The sequence below is a fragment of the Streptomyces sp. NBC_00414 genome (assembly GCF_036038375.1).
Taxonomy (GTDB): Bacteria; Actinomycetota; Actinomycetes; order Streptomycetales; family Streptomycetaceae; genus Streptomyces.
Window position 1 is genome coordinate 1,896,009 of record NZ_CP107935.1, and the last position, 26,051, is coordinate 1,922,059.

At 71.0% G+C, this 26,051-nt stretch carries 26 protein-coding genes and 1 tRNA gene; 7 read left to right on the forward strand and 20 right to left on the reverse strand.

Annotated features, from left to right (window positions below; translation table 11 throughout):
- Positions 1-125 precede the first annotated feature (125 nt).
- Entirely contained in the window at positions 126-413 is a 288-nt protein-coding gene (locus OHS59_RS08220) for a putative quinol monooxygenase (protein ID WP_328492719.1), read from the forward strand.
- 38 nt (positions 414-451) lie between these two features.
- Here OHS59_RS08220 and OHS59_RS08225 read toward each other — a convergent pair whose 3' ends face one another.
- The 12 genes from OHS59_RS08225 to OHS59_RS08280 form a co-directional block, all read right to left on the reverse strand.
- Positions 452-1,447 carry a methionine synthase II (cobalamin-independent)-like protein gene (locus OHS59_RS08225; RefSeq protein ID WP_328492720.1) on the reverse strand — a complete coding sequence of 332 codons (996 nt, stop codon included), beginning with the start codon at positions 1,445-1,447 and terminating at the stop codon, positions 452-454.
- 3 nt (positions 1,448-1,450) lie between these two features.
- Entirely contained in the window at positions 1,451-1,927 is a 477-nt protein-coding gene (locus tag OHS59_RS08230) for a GlcG/HbpS family heme-binding protein (RefSeq protein WP_328492721.1), read from the reverse strand.
- Positions 1,924-2,820 (reverse strand): alpha/beta fold hydrolase, encoded by an 897-nt coding sequence (locus OHS59_RS08235; protein WP_328492722.1) that lies wholly within the window; start codon positions 2,818-2,820, stop codon positions 1,924-1,926. The genes OHS59_RS08230 and OHS59_RS08235 overlap by 4 nt, the downstream gene beginning before the upstream one ends.
- A 26-nt stretch (positions 2,821-2,846) precedes the next feature.
- A complete protein-coding gene (locus OHS59_RS08240) occupies positions 2,847-3,218 on the reverse strand; it encodes a VOC family protein (protein ID WP_328492723.1) in 372 nt (123 codons plus the stop codon).
- A 43-nt stretch (positions 3,219-3,261) separates the two neighbouring features.
- Positions 3,262-4,080 (reverse strand): fumarylacetoacetate hydrolase family protein, encoded by an 819-nt coding sequence (locus OHS59_RS08245; RefSeq protein ID WP_328492724.1) that lies wholly within the window; start codon positions 4,078-4,080, stop codon positions 3,262-3,264.
- Positions 4,077-5,525, reverse strand: coding sequence for an NAD-dependent succinate-semialdehyde dehydrogenase (locus OHS59_RS08250; RefSeq protein ID WP_328492725.1), 1,449 nt, complete (start codon positions 5,523-5,525; stop codon positions 4,077-4,079). The genes OHS59_RS08245 and OHS59_RS08250 overlap by 4 nt, the downstream gene beginning before the upstream one ends.
- A 106-nt stretch (positions 5,526-5,631) precedes the next feature.
- Entirely contained in the window at positions 5,632-6,549 is a 918-nt protein-coding gene (locus OHS59_RS08255; protein ID WP_328492726.1) for a VOC family protein, read from the reverse strand.
- A 126-nt stretch (positions 6,550-6,675) separates the two neighbouring features.
- Entirely contained in the window at positions 6,676-7,587 is a 912-nt protein-coding gene (locus tag OHS59_RS08260) for a LysR family transcriptional regulator (protein ID WP_328492727.1), read from the reverse strand.
- A gap of 29 nt (positions 7,588-7,616) precedes the next feature.
- The gene (locus tag OHS59_RS08265; protein WP_328492728.1) at positions 7,617-8,531 is read right to left on the reverse strand and encodes a sugar ABC transporter substrate-binding protein; all 915 of its coding nucleotides are present in this window, start codon (positions 8,529-8,531) and stop codon (positions 7,617-7,619) included.
- A 186-nt stretch (positions 8,532-8,717) separates the two neighbouring features.
- Positions 8,718-9,734, reverse strand: coding sequence for an ABC transporter permease (locus tag OHS59_RS08270; protein WP_328492729.1), 1,017 nt, complete (start codon positions 9,732-9,734; stop codon positions 8,718-8,720).
- Positions 9,731-11,209 carry a sugar ABC transporter ATP-binding protein gene (locus OHS59_RS08275; RefSeq protein WP_328492730.1) on the reverse strand — a complete coding sequence of 493 codons (1,479 nt, stop codon included), beginning with the start codon at positions 11,207-11,209 and terminating at the stop codon, positions 9,731-9,733. The genes OHS59_RS08270 and OHS59_RS08275 overlap by 4 nt, the downstream gene beginning before the upstream one ends.
- 5 nt (positions 11,210-11,214) lie before the next feature.
- Positions 11,215-11,808: a carboxymuconolactone decarboxylase family protein gene (locus OHS59_RS08280; RefSeq protein ID WP_328492731.1), complete on the reverse strand. Its 594-nt coding sequence runs from the start codon at positions 11,806-11,808 to the stop codon at positions 11,215-11,217.
- A 246-nt stretch (positions 11,809-12,054) separates the two neighbouring features.
- On the opposite strand from OHS59_RS08280, the gene OHS59_RS08285 reads away from it, so the two are divergent.
- Entirely contained in the window at positions 12,055-12,465 is a 411-nt protein-coding gene (locus OHS59_RS08285; RefSeq protein WP_328492732.1) for a cupin domain-containing protein, read from the forward strand.
- A 35-nt stretch (positions 12,466-12,500) separates the two neighbouring features.
- Here OHS59_RS08285 and OHS59_RS08290 read toward each other — a convergent pair whose 3' ends face one another.
- A complete protein-coding gene (locus tag OHS59_RS08290; RefSeq protein ID WP_328492733.1) occupies positions 12,501-12,974 on the reverse strand; it encodes a GbsR/MarR family transcriptional regulator in 474 nt (157 codons plus the stop codon).
- A gap of 152 nt (positions 12,975-13,126) precedes the next feature.
- Here OHS59_RS08290 and OHS59_RS44515 point away from each other — a divergent pair, with 152 nt between their 5' ends.
- A complete protein-coding gene (locus OHS59_RS44515) occupies positions 13,127-16,225 on the forward strand; it encodes an aldehyde dehydrogenase family protein (protein WP_443061402.1) in 3,099 nt (1,032 codons plus the stop codon).
- Positions 16,222-17,376 (forward strand): M20 family metallopeptidase, encoded by a 1,155-nt coding sequence (locus OHS59_RS08310; protein ID WP_328492734.1) that lies wholly within the window; start codon positions 16,222-16,224, stop codon positions 17,374-17,376. The genes OHS59_RS44515 and OHS59_RS08310 overlap by 4 nt, the downstream gene beginning before the upstream one ends.
- Positions 17,377-17,434: 58 nt before the next feature.
- Here OHS59_RS08310 and OHS59_RS08315 read toward each other — a convergent pair.
- Positions 17,435-17,508: transfer RNA gene (locus OHS59_RS08315), tRNA-Pro, on the reverse strand.
- Positions 17,509-17,740: 232 nt separating this feature from the next.
- On the opposite strand from OHS59_RS08315, the gene OHS59_RS08320 reads away from it, so the two are divergent.
- Positions 17,741-18,391: a transketolase gene (locus OHS59_RS08320; protein ID WP_328499117.1), complete on the forward strand. Its 651-nt coding sequence runs from the start codon at positions 17,741-17,743 to the stop codon at positions 18,389-18,391.
- 97 nt (positions 18,392-18,488) lie between these two features.
- Positions 18,489-19,430, forward strand: coding sequence for a transketolase family protein (locus tag OHS59_RS08325; protein ID WP_328492735.1), 942 nt, complete (start codon positions 18,489-18,491; stop codon positions 19,428-19,430).
- A gap of 51 nt (positions 19,431-19,481) precedes the next feature.
- Here OHS59_RS08325 and OHS59_RS08330 read toward each other — a convergent pair whose 3' ends face one another.
- Positions 19,482-19,841, reverse strand: coding sequence for an MmcQ/YjbR family DNA-binding protein (locus tag OHS59_RS08330; protein WP_328492736.1), 360 nt, complete (start codon positions 19,839-19,841; stop codon positions 19,482-19,484).
- A gap of 263 nt (positions 19,842-20,104) precedes the next feature.
- Between OHS59_RS08330 and OHS59_RS08335 the strand changes: the two genes are divergently transcribed.
- Entirely contained in the window at positions 20,105-21,406 is a 1,302-nt protein-coding gene (locus OHS59_RS08335; protein WP_328492737.1) for a ricin-type beta-trefoil lectin domain protein, read from the forward strand.
- On the opposite strand, the gene OHS59_RS08340 is transcribed toward OHS59_RS08335, so the two are convergent.
- From OHS59_RS08340 to tdh, 5 genes are all read right to left on the reverse strand, one after another.
- Positions 21,401-21,964, reverse strand: coding sequence for a GNAT family N-acetyltransferase (locus OHS59_RS08340; RefSeq protein WP_443061403.1), 564 nt, complete (start codon positions 21,962-21,964; stop codon positions 21,401-21,403). The genes OHS59_RS08335 and OHS59_RS08340 overlap by 6 nt on opposite strands.
- Positions 21,961-22,545: a helix-turn-helix domain-containing protein gene (locus OHS59_RS08345; RefSeq protein WP_328492738.1), complete on the reverse strand. Its 585-nt coding sequence runs from the start codon at positions 22,543-22,545 to the stop codon at positions 21,961-21,963. The genes OHS59_RS08340 and OHS59_RS08345 overlap by 4 nt, the downstream gene beginning before the upstream one ends.
- 31 nt (positions 22,546-22,576) lie before the next feature.
- Entirely contained in the window at positions 22,577-23,494 is a 918-nt protein-coding gene (locus OHS59_RS08350) for a LysR family transcriptional regulator (RefSeq protein ID WP_328492739.1), read from the reverse strand.
- Positions 23,495-23,597: 103 nt separating this feature from the next.
- A complete protein-coding gene (locus tag OHS59_RS08355) occupies positions 23,598-24,794 on the reverse strand; it encodes a glycine C-acetyltransferase (RefSeq protein WP_328499119.1) in 1,197 nt (398 codons plus the stop codon).
- A gap of 48 nt (positions 24,795-24,842) precedes the next feature.
- On the reverse strand, positions 24,843-25,871 hold the full coding sequence (tdh, locus tag OHS59_RS08360; RefSeq protein ID WP_328499120.1) for an L-threonine 3-dehydrogenase: 1,029 nt from the start codon (positions 25,869-25,871) through the stop codon (positions 24,843-24,845).
- Between the last annotated feature and the right edge of the window lie 180 nt (positions 25,872-26,051).

Genomic DNA, 26,051 nt, shown 5'->3' on the forward strand with positions numbered 1-26,051 from the left:
TGGCGGCAGTCATTGCTTGCGCCTCGCGCGGGTCGGCGGGCGGTTGATCCATGCTGGAATCAGCAGGCCGGAGGGCATGCGTGACGCCCTCCGGCCGCCGTGACACACCGAGGAGAGAGACCGACATGGCCTACGCAGTCATCGCCCGCTACCGCTGCGAGCCCGCCGACGAGGCCGCGGTGCGTGCCGCCCTGTTGCAGGTGCGCGGGCTCACGCGTGCGGAACCCGCCAACGAGGTGTACGAGGTGCACTCCGTGGTGGACGAGCCCGGCGGCCTTCTGTTGTACGAGAGGTACGCCGACCGGGACGGGTTCGAGGCGCACAAGGCGGCGGACCACTTCCAGGAGCTGATCGTCCGGACGGTGTGGCCGCTGCTGACGGACCGGTCGGTCACCTTTGCGGAGGTGCTGTAGCGGCTGCTGCAGCGACCGGCCGGGGGCGCCCGGGGCTGCTAGAACTCGTTGCCCCAGCAGTAACGGGCCAGGGTTTCCACCAGGACCAGTTTTCGGCGCTGTTCCTCGGCGCTGAGCAGTGGCCTGCTCGCCACGTCCGCGAAGCCCCGGGACGGGGACAGGGCCGCGTCCTCAAGGTCCTTCACCTCGGCCGCCGCGTCGATGCGGGCCAGCACCGTGTCGAGGTCCTCCAGTTCGGGCACGGTCGCGTCCACCACTCCCAGGCAGACGTCCCGGTCCTCCGGCAGCGCCCTGAGCAGGTCGAGTTCGGCCGCGGTCCCCTGGTCGAACGGCAGGATCCAGCGGTCGGCCGCGACCTCGCCGTACAGGCGCTCGGCGCGGGCCCGGTCCACCGCCGCGGGTGCGGTCCAGCCGGGTGCCACACCGATGCGTACGCCTTCGGGGCGCTCGTCCAGCCGTACCGCCGACGCCTCCACCGCGAGGGCGTCCTCGAAGGACAGGGCTCCGGGGTCGGCGGGTTCTGTCGCCAACTGGGTCAGCAGGAGTGGGTTGTTGAGCTGGATCAGGCGGACGCCCCGGGAGACCAGCAGGGCAATCTCCGCCCGGATGATCTCAGCGAGCGCCTCGCCCAACTCACGGGCGGAGGAGGGGCCGAGGCCCGGCCGGTACGTGGTGGCGGCGAGGTACGCCGCAGAGGGCAGCGTCACCTTCGGCGCGATAACCGTCAGCCCGGCGAGCCGTCCGGCCCAGTCCGCGACCAGCGGACCGTTCGGCTTGGGGAGGGATTCGGCGACCCAGCGGACCAGACCGTCGGAGCCCGTCCCGTCCGTACGCCGGAATCCTGAGACGGTGTCAAGAACCGCGCTGCGGAAGTCCTCCCGCGGGAAGTCGCCGTCGGTCACGACGGTGGAGCGCAGCCGGCGCTGGAGGGCGACCACGTCCTCGACCGCCTGCTGTACGCCGATCGCGGCGAGGTCGGGCGGCCGGACCAGGCTGCCGTGGTGGTCGATGCGGTAGTTGTACGTGTCGGCCATGGTTCACGCCTCCTTTCCGGACGGCGCGGGCGTGCCCGCGACGCCCCAGGCGGCGAACTCCAGCTCGTAGCCGAGGGATCGGAGGACCTCCTCGGCGATCCGCTGGTCCTCGTCCGCCGTACCGCCCGCGATGCCGAGGCCGCCGATGATCTCGCCGGCCCTCTTGATGGCGAGGCTGCCCTCGGTGGCCATGATCGGCAGGGCGGCACCCGGGAGTTGGGAGAGCTGGGCGAAGAAGACCGGCTGGCTCTCCTGCCATTTCTTCAGCATCGTGCCGGGGCGCTGCATGATCGCCGCGGTGTAGGCCTTGGCGCGTGCGATGTCCGGGGTGAGGGGGCGGGCGCCGTCCGGGCGGCGGATGGCGATGGGGAATCCGCCCGCGTCCACCACGGCGACACTCACCGCTTTCCCGATCGCCTGGGCGCGCTGGTGGGCGGCGTCGATGATCTCCTCGGCGGCGTCCAGGGTCAGGGGGTTCATTCGGCTTCTTTCTGTGTGGCGGGGGCCTGTGCGGTGAGGGTGCGGCGCAGGCGGGCGACGGCCGCGTTGTACGTGTCGGGCGCCTCCCAGTACATGGAGTGCGGGGCTCCCTCGACGATCTCCAGGTGGGAGCCGGGCAGCAGTTCATGGGCGCGGGTCACGGTCTTCACGCCGAGCACCGCGTCCTGCTCGCCGGCCAGGAAGGCGACCTTGACGCCCGAGTTCTGGATGTCCTCCAGCGACGGGCCGTCGGTGTCGAGGTTGCGCAGGTCCTGCATCCTGGCGATGTTGAAGGTGCCCATCTGCTGGAACAGGAAGGTCAGATCGGCGCGCTCCCGCTGGAAGCGCCGGGTGAGCAGACGGTCGATGACCGGCAGCTTGACGGCCTCGGCGCGGTCGGCGGCGGCCAGCTCCTTCAGCTCGGGGTGCGCGATGCCGCCGAGGGAGTGGCCGAGAACGACCGAGCCGACCCGCCCGGGGCGCAGCAGCGCCGCCCGCAACGCGGCGACGGAGCCGATGGACTGGCCCACGAGCATCACGTCGGTGAGGTCCTCCTGGTCGAGGACCGCGACGACGTCACCGGGAAAGTCCTGGCCGTCGAACTCGCGCCTCGCTGAGCCGGTGCCTGAGCCGGAGCCGGTGCCGGTGCCGCTGTCGGAGCCGGTGCCGCTGTCGGAGCCCGAGCCGGTGTCCAGGCGGGGGCGGTCACGGGGGTCGGACGAGCCGAAGCCGCGCAGATCCACGGTGAGCACCGTGAACTCGGCGCGCAGCGCGGCCACTTGCTGCCACCAGGCGGCGTGGTGTCCGCCGCTGCCGTGGACGAACAGGATCGCCGGGCCGCTGCCGTGGCGCTCGTAGAAGACGGCGGTGCCGTCGGAGTCCGCAAAGGGCATAGGGGTCAACTCTCTTGTCTACAACGCTAGTTGGGGCGCTTGCCGTGCCAGACCAGCTCGATCATCGTGTGGTCGGGGTCGTGGATGTAGCAGAACTTCGACTGGTTCTCGGGGCGCTGGATCGGGCGGGTGTGGCGGATGCCCAACTCCCCCAGGTGCTCAAGGAAGTCGTCCCAGTCGTCGACCTCGACGGCGAAGTGGTAGGGCGCCATGCGCTCCATCTCCTCGACCGGGGTGAAGTGCAGGTCGAAGTTGCCGCGTGTCATCAGCACCACTCGGGTGTTGGACTTGGGCATGATCCGCTTCATCCCGAAGACCTTGGTGTACCAGTCGGCGGTCCGGTCGGGGTCCGTGGTGGGGAAGTTGACGTGGTGGATGTACCGGGGTTCCTTGCTCATGGTCGATTCCCTTCGGCGCTCACTCGGTTCCTTGCGGCGGCGCTCATGCGCGATTCCCTTCGAGGTGTACGGGGTTGGACAGCACACCGATGCCGCTGATCTCGATGTCCACGGTGTCGCCCGGCTCGATCCGGCAGGCCGACTCGGCGCCCATCCACAGCACGTCGCCCGGGTGCAGGGTGATGTGCCTGGTGATCTCGACGATGTGGTCGAAGGGGTCGAAGACCATGTCGCCGGTGGGGAACTCCGCGCGGACCTCGCCGTTCACGCGCAGGGTGGTGGTCTGGGCGAGCGCGTCGACGTCCGTCTCGATCCACGGGCCCATCGGCTTGAACGTGTCGCTGTTCTTGGCGCGCCAGAACGTGCGGTCCTGGTGCTGCCAGGTGCGGGCGCTGACGTCGTTGCCGATGGTCCAGCCGAAGACGGACTTGCGCGCCTCCTCCCGGGTGGCGCGGCGGACCGTACGGCCGATGACGGCGACGAGTTCGGGTTCCGCCTCGAAGCGGCCCTCGACCTCGGCCGGTCTCACGATGGCCGAACCGTGCCCGGTCAGCGCGTTGTTGGCGCGGTAGCCGACTTCGGGACGGTCCGGGGTGGTGGCCCCGGCGTGTGCGATGTGCCGTGCGTAGTTCATGCCGACGGCGTAGAAGACCGGGGGCACGACCGGGGGCAGCCACACGGCGGTCGCCCGCGGGATCGTGCCGATGGCATCGGGAGGGTTCTCGCCGGGCGTCTGCCCGTTCTCGCTGTGCGGCTGCCGCCGCGTGGCCTCGATCGGCGAGTCCGACAGCAGCGCGATGTCCTGCTCCCCCACCACGCCCCACACCGCCCGGCCGCCGACCGACACCCGTGCGTACCTCATGGCACCAGCAGGTGGGAGACGCGCTTGGTGATCAGGTAGGCGTCGAGGGCCTCGGGTCCGCCCTCCCGGCCGTATCCGCTGTCCTTCACCCCGCCGGACGGGGCCTCGGGGACCGAGCCGCCGCAGTGGTTGACCGACAGGATCCCGGCCTCCAGCTCGTCGGAGAGCCGTTCGGCGGTGGCGGCGGACCGCGTGAAGCCGTAGGCGGCGAGGCCGTACGGGAGGGCGTTCGCGGTGGCGAGCGCCTCGTCGAGGCCGGTGAAGGCGGTGATGGGGGCGAGCGGTCCGAACGGTTCCTCGTGCATCAGGTCCGCGTCCGCCGGTACGCCGGTCAGGACGGTCGGCGCGAAGAAGTACCCGGCGCGGTCGAGCCGTTCGCCACCGGTCAGCACCTTGGCGCCGCGGGCGACGGCGTCCGCGGTGAGGCGCTCCATCGCTTCGAGCCGGCGTTCGTTGGCGAGCGGGCCCATCGTGGTGCCCTCGCTCAGACCGTCCCCGACGACGACCGCCTCGGCGGCCTTCACGAACTCGGCGGTGAAGTCCTCGGCCAGGCTCTCGTGGACCAGGAAGCGGCTCGGCGAGGTGCACACCTGGCCGGCGTTGGCGAACTTGGCCTGCGCGGCCCTGCGGGCGGCCTGTACGGGATCGGCGTCGGCGCAGACGATCACCGGGGCATGGCCGCCCAGTTCCATCAGGGACGGCTTCATGGCCCTGCCCGCCTCGGCGGCGAGCAGTCTGCCCACGGGGACCGAGCCGGTGAAGGCGATCAGACGGGTCACGGGCGAGGCGATGAGGTGCGCGGACACCTCGGCGGGCTCGCCGAAGACGAGGTTGAGGACACCGGGCGGCAGGCCCGCGTCCAGGTAGCACCGGACCAGCGCGGCGGCCGTCGCGGGGGTCTCCTCCGAGGCCTTGATGACGAGGGAGCAGCCGGCCGAGAGCGCCGAGGAGATCTTGCGATTGGGGCCGCCGACCGGGAAGTTCCACGGAACGAAGGCGGCGACCGGTCCGACGGGCTCACGTCGTACGGTCAGCACGGTGCCGGGGGCCGAGGGGATGACGCGGCCGTACGCGCGGCGGGCGTCGTCGGCGTGCCAGCGCAGGGTGTCGGCGGTGCGGTGGGCCTCGCCGGTCGACTCAGCGAGCGGCTTGCCCTGCTCCCGTGTCATGACGCGGCCGATCTCGGCGGCTCGCTCGTCGATCAGGCCCGCGGCGGCGTGCAGGATGGCGGTGCGCCGGGCGACGGGCGTCCCGCGCCAGACACGGAAGCCTTCGTCGGCGGCGCCGAGGGCGCGGTCGAGGTCGGCGGTCGTGGCCAGCGGTACCTCTCCGATCACCTCCTCGGTGGCCGGGTTCACGATCGGGGCGGTACGTCCGGTGCCGCCCTGGCACCACTCGCCCGCGATGTGCATGCGGACGGCGGGGTGGCCGTGCTCGGTGGTCATGGGTGGATGCCTCTCGGGCTGGAGCTCGGGCGAGCGAGCGGAGCGAGACGGGAGTGGCGAGGAGGGGTCGCGGAAGTGACGGGGGTCGGTTCAGGAGGCCGGGAGCTCAGGAGGCTGGGGCGTCCTGGTCGCGGTTGGAGCGCAGCGCCCAGATGTGGTGGGGCGGGGTGGTCTCGTGGACGCGGGTCTCGTAGGAGTCGTCGACCCGGTCCATGTCGGCGGCGTACTCGACGCGGCCTCCGCACGGGGCGTGCACGAAGCGGAAGACGTTGGAGCCGACCGTGTGCCGGCCGAGCCGACGGGCCTCCCGCCAGCCCCGCTCGATCATGTGGTTGCCGCCCTCGATCACGTCGTCGAAGCCCGGCACCTCGTACGCGATGTGGTTGACCCCGGCCTTGTCCGGGCGGTGGCACAGCAGCATGGTGTGCTGGTCGTCGTCGCCCGGGGCCTGCATGAACACCCCCATGGGCTCGACCACGTCGGTGGGCCGGAAGCCGAGGCGCCGCGTGTAGAACGCGACCGCCGCCTCCTTGCCCGGCTTCGGGATGTTGAGGGCCACGTGGCACATGCGCAGCGGGCGGACCCGCTCGATCGGCTCCAGAGGCGTGTTCCAGCGGCGCAGGCTGCCGAGCGCGTTGACGGGGCGCGGGGTGACGACGGCGGGCCTGGGCCGGGCCAGGGACAGCCCCACTCCGAAACCCGTCTCGTCCACGGTGTGGTGGACGCCGTCGGCGCTCGCGCGGACCGCCCGGTCCTGGCCGGCCGCGGCCACCAGCCGCTCCAACTCCTCGCGGGTGTCGACGCCCCACACCACTTCACGCAGGGTCGGGCCCGCCTCCACGGGGGCGGGCAGCCGCGGGTCGGCCCCGGTGTCCAGGTGCAGGGTCTGGCCGGTGAGCGTCTCGAACACGGCGTGCTCGCGGGTCTTCTCCACCAGGAAAAGCCCGAAGTCCTCGAAGAACCGGACGCATTCGCCGAGATCATCGATGCTGTAGGTGACCGATTCGATTCGCTGAATTCCCATGGATACCTCGTTTCCGGGTCGCCTGGCGAGCGTAGATTCCGGGCCACGAATTCCTCAACGGCCCGACCCCCGCGGAATGCGCAATCGTTTCTTGCGGCTCGGTCGGTCTTCGGCTGCGCGCAGTCCTTATGGCCGGATCGCGCGCATGGGGTTCTGCGAGAACCACTGGGCGAGGAACTCCAGGAACACGCTGACCTTGCGCGGGGTGTCGTGGCCCGGGCCGTAGATCGCGTACAGGGGGCGGTCAGGTACCGCCAGTTCCGGCAGCAGGACCTGGAGGGCGCCGGAGACGAGATCGTCGTACGCCGGACGCTGTGGGAGCAGGGCGATGCCCCGGCCGTGGACGGCCGCCTTCTGCAGGGCGATGTAGGAGTTGGACGAGAAGGCGATGTTGCGGATCTTGTGCAGGGTGCTCGCGTGTCCGTGGCCGATGCGCCAGACGGGGTCGTTCGTGTGCACCAGGCAGTCGTGGCCCGCCAGGTCGTTCGGGTGGGCGAGGGCACCGTGCCGGTCGATGTACGCCTTCGACGCGCACAGGACGAACGGCAGCGACGATATCTTCTTGAGCCGCACGCTGGAGTCGCGCAGATCCCGGGTGTGGAAAGCGATGTCGAATCCACTGTCCAGGAAGTCGTAGGTCCGGTCGGACATTCCGCCGAGTTCGAAGCGGATCTGGATTTTCGGATGGGCCGCGGAGAAGGCCGCGATGGCGTCACCGAGGTCGAGACTGCCTATCCACTTGGGGCAGATGATGCTCAGCGCTCCCTCGGCGCGGTCGTGGAGCTGGGCTATGCCGGCGTCCTCGGCGTCGATCTCGTCCAGAATGCGTGCGGCGAATTCCGCGTACCGCTGCCCCGGTTCGGTGAGGCTGACGGAACGGGCGGTGCGGTTGACCAGGCGGACGCCCACCTGCCGTTCCAGTTCGGCGACGTGCCGTGACACCAGCGAGCCCGAGGAGCCCAGCTTCTTGGCGGCTCCGCTGAAGCTGCCGACCTGTGCGACGGTGACGAAGCTGTGCATGAGGAGCAAGCGATCCATGGTTCCCTCCGGGGGCTCCCGCCCGCTCGCTACTCGGGGCAGTACTGGGGTGCTTCGCTCACGTTTTCCTTGGTGACCAAGACAAGAGGAATGTTGGCAATTTTGTCAACGGTCTTGTCCTTGTCGAGCAGACCGATCGTGTTCTTCACCGCGGTCCGCCCGATCACCATGGCCGAGTTCGCCACGGTGGCGGACAGTTGGCCGCTCTTGACGGCGGCCACCCCGTCCTCGGTGCCGTTCACGGAGACGATCTTGACGTTCTCGGCGCCGGCCGCGTCGAAGGCCTTGCGTACGGAGAAGGCCATCTCCTCGTTGGCGACGAAGGCGTAGTCCAGGTCCGGGTGGGCCTGGATCATGTTCTCGGCGACTTCCTGCGCCTTGGCGGGGTTGAACATGCCGGGTTGATCGGCCACGACCTTCGCGGTCGCGGGCAGGCCGCTCTTGAAGCCGCCGACCAGCAGATCGGAGGCGGCGCCCGGCGCGCCCGCGACGATGCCGACCTGCACGTCCTTGCCCGCGGCGTCCTTCTCGATCCAGCCGGCGTCCAGGCTGCCGACCTTCTTCAGGTCGACCTTGGCGACACCGAGGACGTCCGACATGTCCGAGGTGGCGACGGAGGTCAGATAGATCGGGATGCCCGCGCGCTCGGCCTTGGCTATGTCGCCTTCGAGGGCGTCGACGTTCACGGTCTGGACGATCAGCGCGTCCACATTGCGGGAGATCATGTCCTCGATGTTGGACAGCTCGGTCCCGGCGTCCTGCTTGGAGTTGGCCGAGTAGATCTCGGCCCCCTCCGCCTCGGCCGTCCGCTCGACGGCCTTGAGGAGACAGGTGTGGAAATGCGTATTGGACCCGTTCACGAACCCGAGACTGACGGAGCCGGAACTCCCCGCCTCGTCCTCGGCCCCGCACCCGGCGAGCACGAGGGCGGCAACACCGACCATCGAAACGGCGGCAACTCCACGACGACGACTGATGAGCATGACGATCAGACCTTTCCTGCACCGTTGAAGAAAAGAAGGGCGCCACGAGGGCATGCGCGCGCCCTGAGCAGGGCGCCCCGGAGGGGCCGCCCTCAAGGGGCGCGGGGAACTGCGCGACCAGCCCCCACCGGCCCGCGGAAAAACGAACTACACCCCCGCGGAGCGACTTCGCTGAACCTCGTTCACCACAGCGGCGACCAGCAGCACACCTCCGGTCACCACGAACTGGTAATTACTGTTGACCTGCAACAGATTGAGCGCGTTGGCCACAACACCCAGCAGCACGACCCCCAACACGGTGCCCACCACACTCCCGTGGCCCCCGGCCAGAGAGGTCCCGCCGATGACCACCGCGGCCACAGCCGTCAACTGGGTCAGCAGACCGGCGGTGTTGGGCGCCGCGGCCCCGACACGGGACAGCAGCATCAGCCCCGCAAGCCCGGCAAGGGCCCCCGCGAGCGCGTACAACGTGAGCTTGCGCCCGGCCACACTGATCCCGCTGAGCCGCGCGACGTGCTCGTTGCCGCCCATGGCGAAGGCGTCCCGGCCGAAGGTCGTGAACCGCATGGTCAGGCCGATCGCGACGAGCACCAGCACGGCGACGACGGTCAGGTAGGGGATGCCGAGGAGGTCGGAGTTGCCGAGCGCGGACATCTTGTCGCCGATGGTGACGCTCATGCCGTCGATGACGAGCAGGGCCACCCCGTCCAGCAGCATCGCGGTGGCCAGGGTGGCGACGAACGGGGCGACCCTGGTGAAGGTCACCACCACCCCGTTCACCAGCCCGATCAGGGTGGCGAGGAACAGGGCGACGGCCACCGTGGCGGGCGTGGACCAGCCGTCGTGCAGCAGCTGCGCGGCCACCGACAGGGTGACGGCGGCGTTGCTGCCCATGGAGAAGTCCATGCCGCCGGAGGTCATCAGCAGGGTCAGCCCGGCCGCGAGGACGGCGTTCACGCTGATCTGCCGCAGCACGTTGAGCAGGTTCTGCGAGGTGGTGAACGAGTCGGCCTGGACGGCGGTGAACACCGCGACCAGCACGAGGACCAGGATCAGTCCGCCGTGCGGCGCCCGCACCAGGGACCGGACGGAAAGGCGGGAGGAGGTGCGCTCGGACGGGCCGGCCGCGACGTCGGGCGAGGCGGAGGGGGTCTTGAGGCTCACTGCGGCTGACCTCCGAGTGCGGTGGCGACGAGCTCGTCGCGGGTGATGTCGGTGATGTCGTGGTGGGCGACCGTGCGGCCGGCGCTGACGACGACGACCCGGTCGGCGAGGCGCATGACCTCTTCGGCGGAGGAGGAGGCGAGCAGTACGGCCACGCCGTTCGAGGCGAGGTCGTCGACCAGGGTGTGGATGTCGGCCATGGCCGCCACGTCCACACCGTTGGTGGGGTCTTCGAGAAAGCAGGCGACAGGCTCGGTCTCCAGCCACTTGCCCAGCAGGACCTTCTGCTGGTTGCCGCCGGACAGTTGGCCCACCGGCGGATTGCCGGTCAGGGCGACCACGCCGTATGCGCTGCGCAACGGCGCGGCGCGGCGGGCCAGTTCGCCGCGCCGGTGGAGCCGGCGGCGGGCGAGACGGTCGCCGGCGAGCAGCAGATTCTCGTCCAGGGCCATTCCCTGGACCAGTCCGAGGGTCCGGCGGTCGCCCGTGACGCAGCGCAGACCGCCGGCGAGGGAGGCGGAGACCCGGCCGAGGGGTACGGTCCGGCCGTCGACGAGCAGTTCCCCGCTGTCGGGGCGCCGCCGCCCGGACAGCAGGTCGAAGAGTCTCGACTGGGCGTCGCCCGCGGGTCCGAGCACGGCGACGATCTCGCCCTTGCGCACCTCGACGGTGAAGTCCCGGACGGCCCGGCCGTGACTCAGGCCGCGTACGGTCAGGCCGCTCTCGTGCTTGGGCGCGGGGCGCTCGGGTCGCCGCGAGACCACGTCCCGGCCGACCATGCCGCGGACCAGCGAGGCGGTGTCCATCTCGGTGGCCGGGGCGCTGGTCACCACCTTCCCGTCGCGCAGGACGGTGAGCCGGTCGGCGACGGACATGACCTCGTCGATGTAGTGCGAGATGTAGACGACGGCGACACCGTCGTCCCGCAGGGTCCGCACCAACTCCCGTATCCGGCCCGCGTCCTTGGCGCTCAGACAGGCGGTCGGTTCGTCGAGGACCAGGATCCGGCCGCCTCGGCGGACCTCCCGGGCCACCTCGACCATGGTCTGCTCGGCGACGGTGAGCGTACCGGCGACGCGTTGGACGTCGATGTCGATCCCGAGTGCGTACAGAGCCTCGCGCGCCCGGTCGCGTACGGCAGCCCAGTCGACCACGGGACCACGGGTGGGCAGGTCGCCGAGCAGTACGTTCTCGGCGACGGTCAGTCCCATCGCCAGTTCACGGCGCTGCGGCACACAGGCGATCCCGAGCCGGCGGGCCCTGCGCACGCTCAGTCCGGAGTGCGACCGGCCGCCCACCTCGATGGTGCCGCCGTCGGCCTGGTGGACCCCGGACAGGACCTGTACGAGCGTCGACTTGCCGGCTCCGTTCATGCCCATCAACGCGTGGATCTCACCGGGGTACAGGTCGAGATCGACGCCTTTCAGCGCGGCTGCTCCGCCGAAGCTCTTGGTGACGCCTCGCACGCGGACCACGGGTGTCACGGCCGCGGCCCGTCGCCGGCGAGGTCCGCGTCCTCGGGGTGTACGGCGTCGGGGTGTACGCGCCCGTAGCCGCGGATGTCCGGGAACGGTGGCGCCTTGTCGGCCTGCAGGTCCACCTGGAAGGTGTTCAGGCACATGCCGAGCATGGTGAAGTTGCCGAGGGCTCCGACGGTGTCGACCAGGCCCTTGGACCCGAAGTGCGCGAGGGCGCGGGCGAAGGTCTCGTCGGTGACGAAGTGCTCGTCGAGGATCTCGCGGCAGAACTGGTAGAAGGCCTGGTCCGCCTCGTCGTCGAAGCGGGCCTCCCGCTTCTCGGCGACGGCCTTGACGGCGGCCTCCGGGATGCCTGCCTCGACCGCCTGGCGCACATGCGCGTTCCAGGAGTACTGGGCGTCCCAGTTCCGGGCGGCCAGCAGCAGCGCGAGTTCGCGCAGATGCTCGGGCAGGCCGCAGTCGAAGCGGGCGAACGCGCCCAGGGACTCGGCCCGTTCGCACATGTCCGGGCTGTGCAGCCAGACCCTGAACGGTCCACGGACGGCACCACGGCGGCCGGCGATACGGGCGGCCAACTCCTGCTGCCGCGGATTCATTTCCTCATCGCTGAGAACGGGGAGCCTCATCTGGCCGATACCTGCCTTTTCTTTCCGGCGCGTCTCGTACGCGGATCGACAAGCCGTGCGATGGCAGCCGACGGTACAGCCGGGTCCGAGAAGCTCACCCCTCCTGGAACGCAAGGTAAAACTGCACGCCGGAGGGCACCCATTCGCGGAAACGCGACCTAACGTCGGTCGACGCAGCATCGGAGGAAGCGAGAGAACGGTGAGGTGGAATCCCGGATGACCACGATCATCAAGGCCGCGTCGGTACCCCTGCTCGACCGCGGCGGCGCCGTGGTGACGACCCCGCTGATCACGACGCCGTCGGCGGGCGGGGAGAACAGGATCACCAGCGGGATGAGCGTGTATCCGGTCGGCTCCGGGGCGCCGCTGCACTCACACAACTGCGACGAGCACGTGACGGTCCTTGAGGGCGAGGCGGAGGTGTGGGTCGACGGGGAGGTGACCAGGCTGGAGCGGTTCGACACCACCTACGTCCCGGCCCCCGTCCCCCACCTGTTCCGCAACGTCGGGGACACCCCGCTGCGCATCCTGTGGGTCTACTCCTCGGGCCACGTCACCCGCACGTTCACCGAGACGGGCCGGACGGTGGAACACCTGTCGGCGGAGGACCTGATGGGCAGGGACTGACTCCTGCCGACCCGTTCCGGCCCGCGGAGCCGCGCCTACCCGTTGTGCAGCCGCTGGTACTCGTCGAGCAGGCGCCGCAACTCCCGCACCATGAAGTCGTAATAGGTGTGCATGTCCCGCAGTCGCGCCCGCTGAGCCTCCGGCAGGTGTGGTCCCCGCTCCTGCGCGTTCCGCGCGAGTTCGAACAATTCCTCGGTCTGGTGGAGCTGGTGCTGGAGGCAGCCGCTCCACGCGTCGTCGCGCCACACGTAACCGGCCTGGCGCACGCCCGGCACCTTGACCCGTTCGACCGTGCCGTTCGTGATGAGCAGGCGGGTCATCTCCGACGCCGAGCCCTTGCTGGCCCCCAGGGCCGCCTGCAGTTCCGACAGCGTCATGGGGGCCGGGCTGAGCATCAGGACGCCCGCGAGCCGCCCCGCCATCGGCGGCCATCCCATCGCGCGCCCGATCCGCTGCCCGAAGTCCTCGATCAGCGGCCCGTCGCCCATGGCCGGGCTGCCGTCACCCATGACTGAGCCGTTGTCGGCGGCTGGCGACACCGATCCCCCTGTATGGAAAAAAATGAATATTCATTCTTGACTGAACTTTCCCGGTACGTCAGATTACCAGCATCCGCGCAGGAGTCACCGGCACGGGACGCTCCCACATCAAGGATGTAGAGATGGCACAGCACGATCATGACCTGATCGTCGTCGGCGCGGGCTCCGCGGGTGCGGCGATCGCCGCCCGCGCCGCCGCTCGCGGCCGACGGGTCCTCCTGCTGGAGGCGGGCCCCGACTACCGCTCGGCGCAGCTGCCGGAGGTGTGGCGCTCGCCCAATCCCGTGGTGGCCCTCATGGACCCCACCGCCTCGGAACACCTCGTGTGGACCGGCCTGAACTCCTCGCGCACCGAGAAGCAGCAGCAGGCGCCGTACTGGCGCGGCCGGGGCGTGGGCGGCAGCTCGTCCGTCAACGGCCAGATCGCGATCCGGCCGCCGGTGGAGGACTTCGAGGAGTGGGCCCGGCTCGGCTGTACCGGCTGGGCGCCCGAGGACGTGCTGCCGTACTTCGCCAAGCTGGAGGACGACGACGAGTTCGGCGACCTGCCCTATCACGGCCGCGGCGGACCGACCCCGATCCACCGGACCCCGAAGGACGCCTGGGGAGGCGCCGACCGGGCCCTGGCCGACTCGGCCCTGGCGGCGGGGTTCGGCTGGGCGCCCGACGTCAACGCGCCCGGCGCCACCGGGGTCTCGCCCTACCCGATCAACTCCCGTGGCTCCCGCCGCGTCAGCGTCAACGACGCCTATCTCGAACCCGCACGTGGGTTGACCGGCCTCACCGTCCGCGGCGACGCGCTGGTGGACAGCGTCGTCTTCGAGAACGACCGCGCGGTCGGTGTCCGGGTGGTGATCGACGGATCCGTCGTCACCGAGTACGCGGACGAGGTGATCCTCAGCGCGGGTGTGATCCACTCCCCGGCGATCCTGCTGCGCTCGGGCATCGGCCCCGCCGCCGGGCTGCGGGCGCTGGGGATCGAGGTCCGCCAGGACCTGCCGGTCGGGCTCGGCATGCAGGACCACGCGATGGCTGTGCTCTCGCTGCCGTTGCGGGCCGAGGCCGCCATCAAGTCACCGCACGACCGGCACACCAACGTCTGTGTGCGCTGGTCCAGCGGGACGGGCACGCACTCCGACGACCTCATGTTCGTCTCGCTCAACCAGAACGTGCTGGCCATGGCCACGGCGAACGCCGAGTCGCACGCCGGTGGTTTCGGTGTCTGGCTGAACCGGACCCACTCGCGCGGTGAGCTGACCCTGGTCTCCACCGACCCCACGGCACACCCGTACGTCGCCCAGCGGATGCTGTCCGCCGAGCGTGATCTCGCCCCGATGCGGGAGGGCGTGCGTGCCCTCGTCGAGTTGAGCGGCCGCGCCGAGACGGCCGCCGTCCTCGGCGGATCGGTCGAAGAGGCGAACCGTCCGCTGTTTCGAGGCCCTCGCGAACGACGGCGACCTCGACGACCACCTGCTGTCCACGGTCCTCGACGCCCAGCACGGCACGAGCACCTGCCGGATGGGCGCTCCCGGGGCCGCCGGAACGGTCGTCGACCCGGCCTGCCGAGTACAGGGTGTCCGGGGTCTGCGGGTCGTGGACGCCTCGATCTTCCCTTCCGTGCCCCGGGCCAACACCAACCTCGCCGCCATCATGACCGGCGAACTCATGGCCGACCGCCTCGACGCCTGATCCCGTCCCGTATCGCGACGCCCGGGCCCGCCCCGTACCGAAGAGAAACGGTCACCACCATGGAAACCCTCCAGAACCTCATCGGCGGCCGGTGGGTAGAGCCGGCCGGCGAGAACATCGTCGCCGTGGTCAACCCCGCCACCGAGGAGGCCTTCGCATCCTTCCGCGCGGGCGACGCCGACGACGTGGACCGCGCCGTCACCGCGGCGGTCGCGGCACAGCCCGCGTGGGCCGCGCTCACCGTGGCGCGGCGCGTGGAACTGATCCACGCCTGGTCCGACACGATCGCCGCGCACGCCGTGGAACTGGCCGAACTGGAATGCCGGGAGATGGGCAAACCGGTCGGTATCGGCAGCTCGTTCATAGCGGGGGCCGTGGCCGGACTGAAGGCCGCCGCGGACCAGGCACTCACCTACCCGTTCAGCGAAACGGTGACCGGTCCGGGTTCGGGAGCAGCTACGGGTACGGGCCCGGCGGCAGCCCGGACCGACATCGTCCGCCACCCGCTCGGCGCGACCGCCGTGATCACTCCCTGGAACTTCCCCGTCGTCATGGTCCTCGGCGCACTCGGCCCGCTGCTCGCCGCCGGGAACACCGTCGTGGCCAAGCCCTCCGAGCACTCCCCGGTCTCCGCGGTGCGGCTGTTCGAGCTGGCAGTCTCCAGCGGGCTGCCGCCGGGCGTACTGAACCTGGTCCTCGGCGACGCCCGCACCGGCGCGGCGCTGACGGAACACGAAGACGTACAGCTCGTCCACTTCACCGGCTCGGTCGGGGCCGGCCGCGCCGTGGGGGCGGCGACCGGGCGCCGCCTGAGGCGCTGCGTGCTGGAACTCGGCGGAAAGGACCCCGTCGTGATCGACGCCGGGGTCGATCCGGTGGCCACCGCGCAGGCCGTCGCGTTCGGCGCGTTCGTCAACACCGGCCAGATCTGCACCTCCATGGAGCGGATCTACGTCCATGAGCGGATCGCGGACGAGTTCGTCGAGGCGCTCGTCGCCGCGGCCCGGACCTTCACCGTCGGCGACGGTCTCGCCCCCGCCACGATGCTGGGACCGCTGGTGGACGCGCGGCAACGCGACACCGTACGACGCCATGTCGAGGACGCCGTCCACAAGGGCGCCACCGTGCGCGCGGGCGGAGCCGTACCGGAACGTCCCGGCTACTTCTACCCGGCGACCGTGCTCACCGGGGTCGACGACTCCATGCTCGTGATGACCGAGGAGACGTTCGGCCCCGTGGCGCCCGTCACCGTCGTGCCGAGCTTCGAGGAGGGCCTCACCCGCGCGGCCGCCTCCCGCTACGGCCTCGCCGCCACCGTCTACACCGACGACCCCGATCACATCGCGGCGGCCGCACAGCTGCCGGTGGGGGTCGTCTGGGTCAACCAGTGGCAGGGCGGCGGCCCCGAGCGCCTGTACGAACCCGCTCGCGACAGCGGTATGGGAGCCACCGGGGCCCGTGCCGCGTTGGACGCGGCGACCCGGCCCGCCGCCGTGCACATCGCCGCCGGCGTCCCGGCGGCCGGCCGGTGACCACCGCGAAGGAAGCCGCGGCACGGCACATCCGTGCCGGGGCGGACGACCTGATCGCCCTGTCCCGCCGGATCCACGCCCACCCCGAATTGGCCTTCGAGGAGCATCTCGCCAGCCGATGGGTCGCCGACGCCCTCAGCGACGCGGGGTTCGAGGTCCGGCACGGGTACTGCGGACTGCCGACCGCCGTGGAGGCGACGGTCGGCACCGGGCCGACCCACATCGCGATCTGCGCGGAGTACGACGCCCTGCCCGACATCGGGCACGCCTGCGGCCACAACGTCATCGCCGCCGCGGCTGTCGGCGCCGGTATCGGCCTGGCCCCCTTGGCGGACGAACTCGGCCTGACCGTACGGGTGCTCGGCACCCCCGCCGAGGAAGGCGGCGGCGGCAAGGCGCTGATGCTGGAACGGGGCGCCTTCGACGGCGTGCACGCGGCCATGATGGTCCATCCGGCCGCGGTCGAGATGGCGGCGATGCCCGGCCTGGCCGTCACCCAGTTCGACGTGACCTACCAAGGCAGGGCGGCCCATGCCGGTGCCTACCCCGAGCTGGGCGTCAACGCGGCGGACGCCATGACCGTCGCCCAGGTGGCCATCGGGCTGCTGCGCCAGCAGACGACCGCCTCCGACCGCGTCCACGGCATCGTCACCCAGGCCGGCTCCGCAGCCAACATCGTCCCCGACGTCAGCAGGGGCCGCTGGATCGTGCGCAGCGACAGCCTGGACGCCCTGCGGCCGTTGTCCGAGCGGGTGCACCGCTGCTTCGAGGCGGGCGCGCTGGCCACCGGCTGCGAGCTGTCCACCACGCCGGTCGGCCCGGACTACGCCGACCTGCGACCGGACCGGGACCTGCTGGAGCTGTGGGTCGCCAACGCGACGGCACTCGGCCGCCGCTTCCCCGAACTGCCGAAGAGCGTCGTGGGCGCCGCCACCGACATGGGGAACGTCTCCCACGCCGTGCCCACCATCCACCCCATGCTCGGCCTCGACTGCGGCCCCGCGGTCAACCACCAACCGGAGTTCACCGCCGCGTGCCGCACCCCGGCAGCGGACCGGGCCGTACTCGACGGGGCGACCGGCATGGCCTGGACGGCCATCGACGTGGCCCTCGCGGCCGACCGGCACTCGGACAAGGCACACACCGGGTGACATGCCCGAACACGAAGTAGGGGCCATCCGAAGATGGCCCCTACCTGCGACGTTCCCGTCGGGACGACAGGATTTGAACCTGCGACCCCTTGACCCCCAGTCAAGTGCGCTACCAAGCTGCGCCACGTCCCGATGCCCGCGGTGACCTGGGGTTTCCCCTGGCCGAACGGACATCGAAACAATACCGCACTCGGGTCGGTGGTCGCGCACTCCTTTTGTCCCGCGGCCTCCGCTTGACCTCAATCTTGCTTGAGGTTGCACGATCGTCCGTATGACGACAACAGCGACGGAACACCGGCACGAACACCGACACGAGCAGGGGTACGAGCACGAGTACGACAGGTACGAGGCGCTGCCCGGCCTGATGGGGCTGATGAGCGGGGACGAGAAGCACGGACCGGCGGCGACGTCCACGCTCGACGTGCTCTGGGTCCTCTACGACCGCGTGCTGCGGGTCGGGCCCGAGCGGGCGGACGACCCCGGGCGGGACAGGTTCCTGCTGTCCAAGGGGCACGGGCCGATGGCGTACTACGCGGTGCTCGCCGCCAAGGGATTCGTCCCGGTCGACCTGCTTCCGGGATTCGGCTCGTACGACTCGCCGCTCGGCCATCATCCGGACCGGGTGCTGGTGGCGGGCGCCGAGATCGGCAGCGGCTCGCTGGGGCACGGGCTGCCGATCGCGGTCGGCACGGCTCTGGGGCTGCGGGCCCAGGGGCTCGACGACCCGCAGGTGTGGGTGCTCGTGGGGGACGCCGAGCTGGACGAGGGCAGCAACCACGAGGCCATCGCCTACGCGGGTCCGGCCGGGCTCGACCGCCTCCACACCGTCGTGATCGACAACTCCTCCGCGAGCTACGCCCGGCCCGGCGGGATCGCGGCACGCTTCGAGGCCGCGGGCTGGTCCGCCACGACCGTCGACGGCCGGGACCACGAGGCCCTGTACGCCGCGTTCACGGCACCTCACCCGGGCCGTCCGCACGTGGTCGTCGCCCAGGTCGAACCGAAGGACGACTGAGACCGACCTCGCCGGACCCGCCGACCTCGGCTCTCCCGCACGCCTGACCCGCACTGCTGACCCGCACTCCTGACCCGTACTCCCGAAAGGTCCCCCCATGGACACCATGCGTGATCGGTTCGCTCCCGTCGTGGCACGGCTGCTCGACGAGGATCCGCGCGTCGCCGTCGTACTCGCCGAGATCGGTGTGGCCGGTTTCGAGGAGGCGCTGCGCCGGCATCCGGACCGGGTGATCAACGTCGGCATCCGCGAGCAACTGCTGGTCGGGGCGGCCGCGGGCCTGGCCCTGACCGGTCTGCGGCCCGTGGTGCACACGTTCGCCAGCTTCCTCGTGGAGCGGCCCTTCGAGCAGATCAAACTGGATCTCGGCCACCAGGACGTGGGCGCGGTCCTGGTCAGCGCGGCCGCGTCGTTCGACTGGCCCGCGGGCGGCTACACCCACATGTCCCCCGGCGACGTGGCCCTCCTCGACACCCTGGACGGCTGGACCGTGCACGTGCCGGGACATCCGGACGAGGCCGAGACGCTGCTGCGGCACGCCGTCGCGGCGGGCGACGACAAGGTGTACGTACGACTGTCCGCGCAGTCGAACGGTCAGGCTCTGGCCGTCGACGGCGCCCGGTTCCACACCGTCCGCGAAGGGCGGGCCGGTGTGGTCGTCGCGGTCGGTCCGATGCTCGACCCGGTGCTCGACGCGACAGAGGGGCTCGATGTCACCGTGCTGTACGCGACGACCGTGCGGCCCTTCGACTCACCGGCGCTGCGCCGCGCCACGGAAGGGGCCGGCGCCGACGTGGTCCTCGTCGAGCCGTATCTGGCCGGGACCTCGGTCTCCGCCGTGAACGACGCCCTGGCAGATCTGCCGCACCGCGTGCTCGGCCTCGGCGTGGGCCGCCGGGAGCTGCGCCGCTACGGTCTCTTCGAGGAGCATGCGGCCGCGCACGGGCTGGACGCGAAGTCCCTGCGGGAGCGGATCGACGGGTTCCTGGGCGGACGGGCGCCGGGTATCCGGGCGCTGGGTGTGCGGGCGCAAGTCTGACCGGCGCCACTTGCCCGGATCCGCCTGACCGGCGCCGCCCGGACCCGCTTCTCAGCCGTCCGCCACGGCCCCCAACTCCGGGTAGGACTCCAGCAGTCGGGGCGGCGCCGCCTGCCGCCAGGAGTCCGCGAGGATGTCACGCAACTCGTCCGCGTCGTCGAGGGCGGCCAGCCGCACACGCACCCACGCGGACCCGGCCTCGTGAGCGGCGATCCAGAACTTCCCGGGCTCGGCGAGGACGAGTTCGTCACGCTCCGGCTTCGGACAGCGCACGGCCATGGAGGTCTCCTCCTCGGGCAGGGTGACGAACATCTTCCCCGCCACCCTGAAGGTGGGCATGCTCCAGGCGATCTTCTCCACCGTGTCGGGCAGAGAGAGACAGATTCGGCGTACGTCATCGGCATCCTGCATGGAACGCACCGTAGCCAATGGCACTGACAACGGCGGTCGGCCCGGTCCGGACAGTGCGGGGCGGCACGGTGACGCCACCCGGTCCGGCGCCGCAACACCACCCCGAGCTCCCGTAGTTCACCGCCTGGAGACAGCTTCCGACGCAACACCAACTACTCTGGCCACAGCTGTACGACCCGCGCCCCCCGCATACCGGGTCGTACCCCGCCCAGACAACAGTTTCCTCTCTTCCCCGTCGGCCCAGAGGAAAGGTATGGAAGTACATGTCCGACCAGCAGCAGGCCTCGGGAGAGTCCTCCGCCCGCTCAGCGGCATCCACCACACCCGACGCCGAGTCCGTCGCGGCCCAGCTCACCGGAACCGGCACCGGCGCCGGGAAGCCCCCGACCGCCTCCACGTCCGAAGGCACCGACGCGGAAAAGGCCACCGCGAGCGAGCCGGAGGCCGGTGCCGACACCACCACCGCCACCGGGGAGGCCGGGGGCACCACGACCGCCGAGGTGACCGCCGGGAAGGCCGAGAAAGCCGCGAGCGACCCCGCGGAGCCCGGCGAGGCGAAGGCAGAAGCAGAAGCAGAAGCAGGCGAGAACGCGAAGGGCACTTCCGGGAGTTCCCCCGCCGAGGAGACCCCGGACCGGAACAGCGCGCGAGCGCTCTCCGCCGCGGCGACCAGGGAGCAGCACGAGGCCATCGCGATCGCCGCCGCCGCCAACGGCGGCACGGCCGTCTCCACCCAGAGCGCGGTCGGGCGGCCCAAGAAGCCGGTGCTCGCCGGTGCCGCCCTGGCGGGCGCCCTCCTGATAGCCGTGCCGCTGCTGATCACGGCGACGGGCAAGGACGACGAGAAGAAGACCGTCGACACGGCGGCCGCCGACACCGTGCTGAACGAGGGCAACGGCCCGGCCGGTGTCTTCGCGACCCAGACGCCCTCCCCCACGAAGACGAAGCCCGAGAAGAAGAAGGCGGAGAAGAAGGCCGCCGCGCCGCCGGTCGCGGAGGAGGCCGCCGCACCCGCCCCGAAACCCAGTCCTTCGCCGAGCAAGAAGGCGAAGAAGAAGGCCGTCACGAAGAAGGCGCCGAGCACTCTGCCGGCCGTCCTGACCAGGGTGCTGATCAAGAACAACACCAACGGCACCTGCGTGGACGTCCCCGGCTTCAGCAGTGGCAAGGCGGACGGGCCGGTGACGCACGCGACGTGCAACAGCAACACCGACGACAACCAGCTGTGGAATGTCGAGAAGCGTTACGACAAGGCCGGACCCGGCGGGGCACCGCTCTTCCAGATCCGCAACGTCATGGACAGCATGTGCCTGGACCTGCCCGGCTACCGGGGCGTCGGAGGTGCCACCAAGGTCACGGAGTTTCCGTGCAACGGCACCACGAACGACAACCAGTTGTGGTGGCTGGACAAGCAGTCCGACGGCAGGTTCTGGATACGCAACGCCGCCAGCAACAACCAGTGCCTGGACTCCTACGCCAACAACGACTCCACGCGCAGCCTGATCATCTGGCCCTGCGCCCCGGAGGGCCAGAACAACCACGAGTGGTTCTTCACCCGTTCATGAACGGGCCGGGGCCCGGTCCCGCACAGCAGGCACGTACTTGTAGAGGATCGTGGTCGGGCGCAGCTCCCCCGAGGGAGTCCTCGCGTAGTCGGGGATGACGCCCGCCCTGGTCCACCCGGCCGACCGGTAGAGCGACTCGGCCGGGCTGTCGGTCTCGGTGTCCAGGCTGAGCAGGGTCACCCCTGCCTCGGCCGCGGCGCGTTCGGCCGTGGCCAGCAGCGCGCGGCCGAGCCCGCGCCCCCGCCCCGCCCTGTGCACCATGAGCTTCACCACCTCGGCCCGGTGACGGCTGTTGGGCTTGTCCGGGAAGACGAGGCTCACCGTGCCGACGATCTCGCCGTCCAGGTACGCGGCCCATACGGCGAGGGAGCCGTCCGCGAGCGAGGGCGCCAGCCTTCGCCACCAGTCGACGGCCGCGGCGCGGTCGAGCGGGGCGAGGAAGCCGATCGACGCGCCTCCGTCGACGGTGTCGGCCAGCAGATCCCCCAACTCGCCGACAGCGGCCAGCAACTGATCAGCCGTCAGCCTTCCGCACGTAACGGTGTCCCTGGCGGTCACGGCAGCACCACCGCCAGTGCGTAGCGCGCGTCCTGCGGTCCGGGGCAGCGGAACCGCGTGGGCCCCCACACCCGCAGCCGCAGGCAGTCGCCGGTGTCGAGCCGGTGTTCGGCGTCCTGGGCGGTGACCTCCAGCCGCCCGTCCAGCACCCAGATGTGCTGTTCGAGGCCGGGTACGGGAGGCCGGTCGTAGGCGATGTCGGCGCCGGCGGCGAGCCGTCCCTCGACGAGTTCGCCGCGCAGCCCCGCGTGCGGCGGGGACACCGAGCGGCGTACGAAACCGGAAGCCCTGTCCTCCCATACGGCCTGGTCGGCGGCGCGCACCAGCGGGACCGGTTCGGCCTCGGCCTCGACCTCGCTGAGCAGTCGCGACATCGTGCGCCCATGGACGGCGCACAAGCGGTTGAGAAGTGCGGCCGTGGGGCTGATCTCGGCGCGTTCGGCCCGTGACAGGGTCGAGCGGCTCACCCCGCTGCGTTCCGCCAACTCGCCCAGTGACCAGCCTCGTTCGGCCCGCAGCTCGGCCAGCCGGGCGCCGAGCCGGACGTCCATGGGGTCGGGCTGGGCGTCTGCGGGGGTCATGCCTCCGTCATCGCGTCTCACATTCGGGATCCTATCCCAAATGCGGGACGCCTGGTGCCACCTCCGCCAGCGCCTCCAGCACCGGCGAGATCAGTGGGTGGGCCTCGGCTCCCCGGCGTACCGCGGCGAAGACCCGGCGGGTGGGGGCGACGCCGTCGACAGGACGCACGACCACTCCCGCGAGGTCCATGCCGTGCAGCGCCGAGCGCGGTACGAGGGCGACCCCCGCGTCCGCCGACGCGAGCGCGACCACCGCCCGGAAGTCGTCCGAGGAGTGTTCGAGCCGGGGCTGGAAACCGGCGTGCTCGCAGGCCAGGACCACCACGTCGTGGCAGGGGTTGCCCGGGTACGGGCCGATCCACGGGTCCTTGGCCAGCTCGGCGAGCGGCACCTCCGTACGGTCGGCGAGGCGGTGGGTCTCCGGCACGACGGCGTCGAACGGTTCGGCGTACAGGGGGATGTGCGCGAGGCGCGGGTCGTCGGCGTCCGGGGCGCCGCGGTACTCGACGGCGACCGCCACGTCGACCTGGCGGTCGAGCACCATCGGCAGGCTGGCGTCGCCCTCGGCGTCCTGGACGCGGATGCGGATGCCGGGGGCCGTGCGCGCGAGCCGGGCCAGCGCGGGCGCGACGACCAGGCCGATACCGGTCGCGAAGGAGGCGACGCTGACCGTACCGGCCGACCCCGAGCTGTACGCGGCGAGTTCGGCCTCGGCCCGCTCCAGCTGCGCGAGGACGGCGTTGGTGTGGCTGAGCAGGATCTCGCCCGCGGGGGTGAGCCGCACGCCCCGGGCGCCGCGCTCGACCAGGCGGTGTCCCGTCTCCTGCTCCAGGGCCGTCAGCTGCTGGGAGACCGCGGAGGGGGTGAGGTAGAGCGCGGCGGCGGCGGCCGTCACCGTACGGTGGTCCGCCACCGCCCGCAGGATGTGCAGCCGCCGTGCTTCGATCATGCGGCTGATTCTCTCAAAGGTTCACAGCACTCGGCCTCCCGCTCGGGCCTCCGCCCCGTCTGCCCTGCGCCGGCGCCTCCACCCCTCCGCGCCGCGCTTGCGCCTACTCCCCCGCCAGCTCCGCGCGGGCGGCCACGAACGCGTCCACGGCGCGGTTCACGTCGTCGGTGGAGTGGGCGGCGGACAGCTGTACGCGGATGCGGGCCTTGTCCTGCGGGACCACGGGGTAGGAGAAGCCGATCACGTACACACCGCGTTCAAGGAGCAGCTCCGCCATCCGCCCGGCGACGGTCGCGTTCCCGATCATCACCGGGGCGATGGCGTGGTCGCCGGGGAGGATGTCGAAGCCCTCCTCGGCCATCCGGGAGCGGAACAGCGCGGTGTTCGCGGCGAGCCGCTCGCGCAGGTCGTCCGCCGCCTCCAGCAGGTCGAGGACCTTGAGCGAGGCGGCGGCGATCACCGGGGCCAGGGTGTTCGAGAAGAGGTACGGGCGGGACCGCTGGCGCAGCAGCGCGACGATCTCGGCGCGGGCGGCGACGTAACCGCCCGAGGCGCCGCCGAGGGCCTTGCCGAGGGTGCCGGTGATGATGTCGACGCGGTCCATGACCCCGTGGAGTTCGGGGGTGCCCCGGCCGCCGGGGCCGACGAAGCCGACGGCGTGCGAGTCGTCGACCATGACCATCGCGTCGTAGCGGTCGGCGAGGTCGCAGATCTCGCGCAGCGGGGCCACGTACCCGTCCATGGAGAAGACGCCGTCGGTGACGATCAGCCTGCGGCGGGCGCCCGAGGCCTCCTTCAACTGCTGTTCCAGATCGGCGAGATCACGGTTCGCGTAGCGGAACCGGCGGGCCTTCGACAGCCGGATGCCGTCGATGATCGACGCGTGGTTGAGGGCGTCGGAGATCACCGCGTCCTCCGCGCCGAGCAGCGTCTCGAACACTCCGCCGTTGGCGTCGAAGCACGACGAGTAGAGGATCGTGTCCTCCTGGCCGAGGAACGCGGACAGGCGCCCCTCCAGTTCCTTGTGCACCTCCTGCGTGCCGCAGATGAAGCGCACGGACGCCATGCCGTAGCCCCAGCGGGCGAGCGCCTCGTGGGCGGCGGCCACGACCTCCGGGTGGTCGGCGAGGCCGAGGTAGTTGTTGGCGCAGAAGTTCAGCACCTCACCGGGGCGGCCGCCCGCGGTGACGGTGACGGTCGCGGACTGCGGGGTGCCGATGACCCGCTCGGGCTTGTGCAGGCCCGCGGCGCGGATCTCGTCGAGGGTGGTGCGGAGGTCGTCGCGTACGGAGTCGAACATCATCAGTCCTTGGAGAGTCCGGAAGACGGTGGAAGCGGTCCGGAGCCCTTAGAGGGTCCAGTCGAGGATGACCTTGCCACCGCGGCCGCTGGCCGCGTCCGCGAAGGCCGCCTCGAAGTCGCGGTGGCCGTAGCGGCCGGTGATCACGGGCGCGAGGTCGAGGCCGCCTTCGAGGAGGACCGACATCGCGTACCAGGTCTCGAACATCTCGCGGCCGTAGATGCCCTTGATCGTGATCATGGAGGTGACGATCCGGGACCAGTCGACGGCGAACTCCTCGGACGGCAGCCCGAGCATGGCGATCTTTCCGCCGTGCGTCATGTTGGCGAGCATGTCCCGCATCGCGACCGGGTTGCCGGACATCTCCAGGCCCACGTCGAAGCCCTCGCGCAGGCCGAGGGCGCGCTGGCCGTCCGCGATGCCGGACTCCGCGACGTTCAGCGCGAGAGTGACACCGATCTTGCGGGCCAGCTCCAGGCGGTCCTCGCTCACGTCGGTGACGACGACGTGCCGGGCGCCGGCGTGCTTGGCGACGGCTGCCGCCATCAGGCCGATGGGGCCCGCGCCGGTGATCAGTACGTCCTCTCCGACCAGCGGGAACGACAGCGCGGTGTGCACGGCGTTGCCGAACGGGTCGAAGATCGCCGCGATGTCGAGGTCGACGGGGACACGGTGCACCCAGACGTTGGTCGCGGGCAGCGCCACGTATTCGGCGAACGCGCCGTCGCGGCCCACGCCGAGTCCCACCGTCGCGCGGCACAGGTGGCGCCGTCCGGCCTGGCAGTTGCGGCACTTCCCGCAGACGAGGTGGCCCTCGCCGCTGACCCGGTCGCCCACCGCGATGTCGCCGACGTCACGGCCCGTCTCCACGACCTCGCCGACGAACTCGTGGCCGAGCACCAGCGGCGCCTTGACGGTCTGCCGCGCCCAGCCGTCCCAGTTGCGGATGTGCAGGTCGGTGCCGCAGATCCCGGTCCGCAGGACCTTGATCAGCACCTCGCCGGGGCCGACGGCCGGCTCCGGTACGTCCATGAGCCGAAGCCCTGGCTCCGCCTTCTCCTTGACCAGCGCCTTCAACGGGGCTCCCGTGCGTGAGGTCCCGGATGCGGGCATGCCGAAGGACACCCGCACCGGGGAGAGGAGTGGATTCGATCAGCAATCTGCCGTACGTCGGCCCTCCGGGTCCATCGAGGTTTTCTTAACCTGTGCCGCAGCTTTCCTTCACACCGGCACCGCGGGGGCCCTCAGGTCACGTCT

What these genes read in the sequence shown, in the direction of transcription:
- OHS59_RS08320 (WP_328499117.1), top strand. Translation starts at nt 17,741, where the DNA reads ATGGGGCTGATGAGCGGGGACGAGAAGCACGGACCGGCGGCGACGTCC.
- OHS59_RS08345 (WP_328492738.1), bottom strand. Translation starts at nt 22,545, where the DNA reads ATGACCCCCGCAGACGCCCAGCCCGACCCCATGGACGTCCGGCTCGGC.
- OHS59_RS08235 (WP_328492722.1), bottom strand. Translation starts at nt 2,820, where the DNA reads ATGCCCTTTGCGGACTCCGACGGCACCGCCGTCTTCTACGAGCGCCAC.
- OHS59_RS08240 (WP_328492723.1), bottom strand. Translation starts at nt 3,218, where the DNA reads ATGAGCAAGGAACCCCGGTACATCCACCACGTCAACTTCCCCACCACG.
- OHS59_RS08350 (WP_328492739.1), bottom strand. Translation starts at nt 23,494, where the DNA reads ATGATCGAAGCACGGCGGCTGCACATCCTGCGGGCGGTGGCGGACCAC.
- OHS59_RS08285 (WP_328492732.1), top strand. Translation starts at nt 12,055, where the DNA reads ATGACCACGATCATCAAGGCCGCGTCGGTACCCCTGCTCGACCGCGGC.
- OHS59_RS08330 (WP_328492736.1), bottom strand. Translation starts at nt 19,841, where the DNA reads ATGCAGGATGCCGATGACGTACGCCGAATCTGTCTCTCTCTGCCCGAC.
- OHS59_RS08250 (WP_328492725.1), bottom strand. Translation starts at nt 5,525, where the DNA reads ATGACCACCGAGCACGGCCACCCCGCCGTCCGCATGCACATCGCGGGC.
- OHS59_RS08220 (WP_328492719.1), top strand. Translation starts at nt 126, where the DNA reads ATGGCCTACGCAGTCATCGCCCGCTACCGCTGCGAGCCCGCCGACGAG.
- OHS59_RS08260 (WP_328492727.1), bottom strand. Translation starts at nt 7,587, where the DNA reads ATGGATCGCTTGCTCCTCATGCACAGCTTCGTCACCGTCGCACAGGTC.
- OHS59_RS08225 (WP_328492720.1), bottom strand. Translation starts at nt 1,447, where the DNA reads ATGGCCGACACGTACAACTACCGCATCGACCACCACGGCAGCCTGGTC.
- OHS59_RS08355 (WP_328499119.1), bottom strand. Translation starts at nt 24,794, where the DNA reads ATGTTCGACTCCGTACGCGACGACCTCCGCACCACCCTCGACGAGATC.
- OHS59_RS44515 (WP_443061402.1), top strand. Translation starts at nt 13,127, where the DNA reads ATGGCACAGCACGATCATGACCTGATCGTCGTCGGCGCGGGCTCCGCG.
- OHS59_RS08335 (WP_328492737.1), top strand. Translation starts at nt 20,105, where the DNA reads ATGTCCGACCAGCAGCAGGCCTCGGGAGAGTCCTCCGCCCGCTCAGCG.
- OHS59_RS08230 (WP_328492721.1), bottom strand. Translation starts at nt 1,927, where the DNA reads ATGAACCCCCTGACCCTGGACGCCGCCGAGGAGATCATCGACGCCGCC.
- OHS59_RS08255 (WP_328492726.1), bottom strand. Translation starts at nt 6,549, where the DNA reads ATGGGAATTCAGCGAATCGAATCGGTCACCTACAGCATCGATGATCTC.
- OHS59_RS08280 (WP_328492731.1), bottom strand. Translation starts at nt 11,808, where the DNA reads ATGAATCCGCGGCAGCAGGAGTTGGCCGCCCGTATCGCCGGCCGCCGT.
- OHS59_RS08265 (WP_328492728.1), bottom strand. Translation starts at nt 8,531, where the DNA reads ATGGTCGGTGTTGCCGCCCTCGTGCTCGCCGGGTGCGGGGCCGAGGAC.
- OHS59_RS08245 (WP_328492724.1), bottom strand. Translation starts at nt 4,080, where the DNA reads ATGAGGTACGCACGGGTGTCGGTCGGCGGCCGGGCGGTGTGGGGCGTG.
- OHS59_RS08290 (WP_328492733.1), bottom strand. Translation starts at nt 12,974, where the DNA reads ATGGGTGACGGCAGCCCGGCCATGGGCGACGGGCCGCTGATCGAGGAC.
- OHS59_RS08325 (WP_328492735.1), top strand. Translation starts at nt 18,489, where the DNA reads ATGGACACCATGCGTGATCGGTTCGCTCCCGTCGTGGCACGGCTGCTC.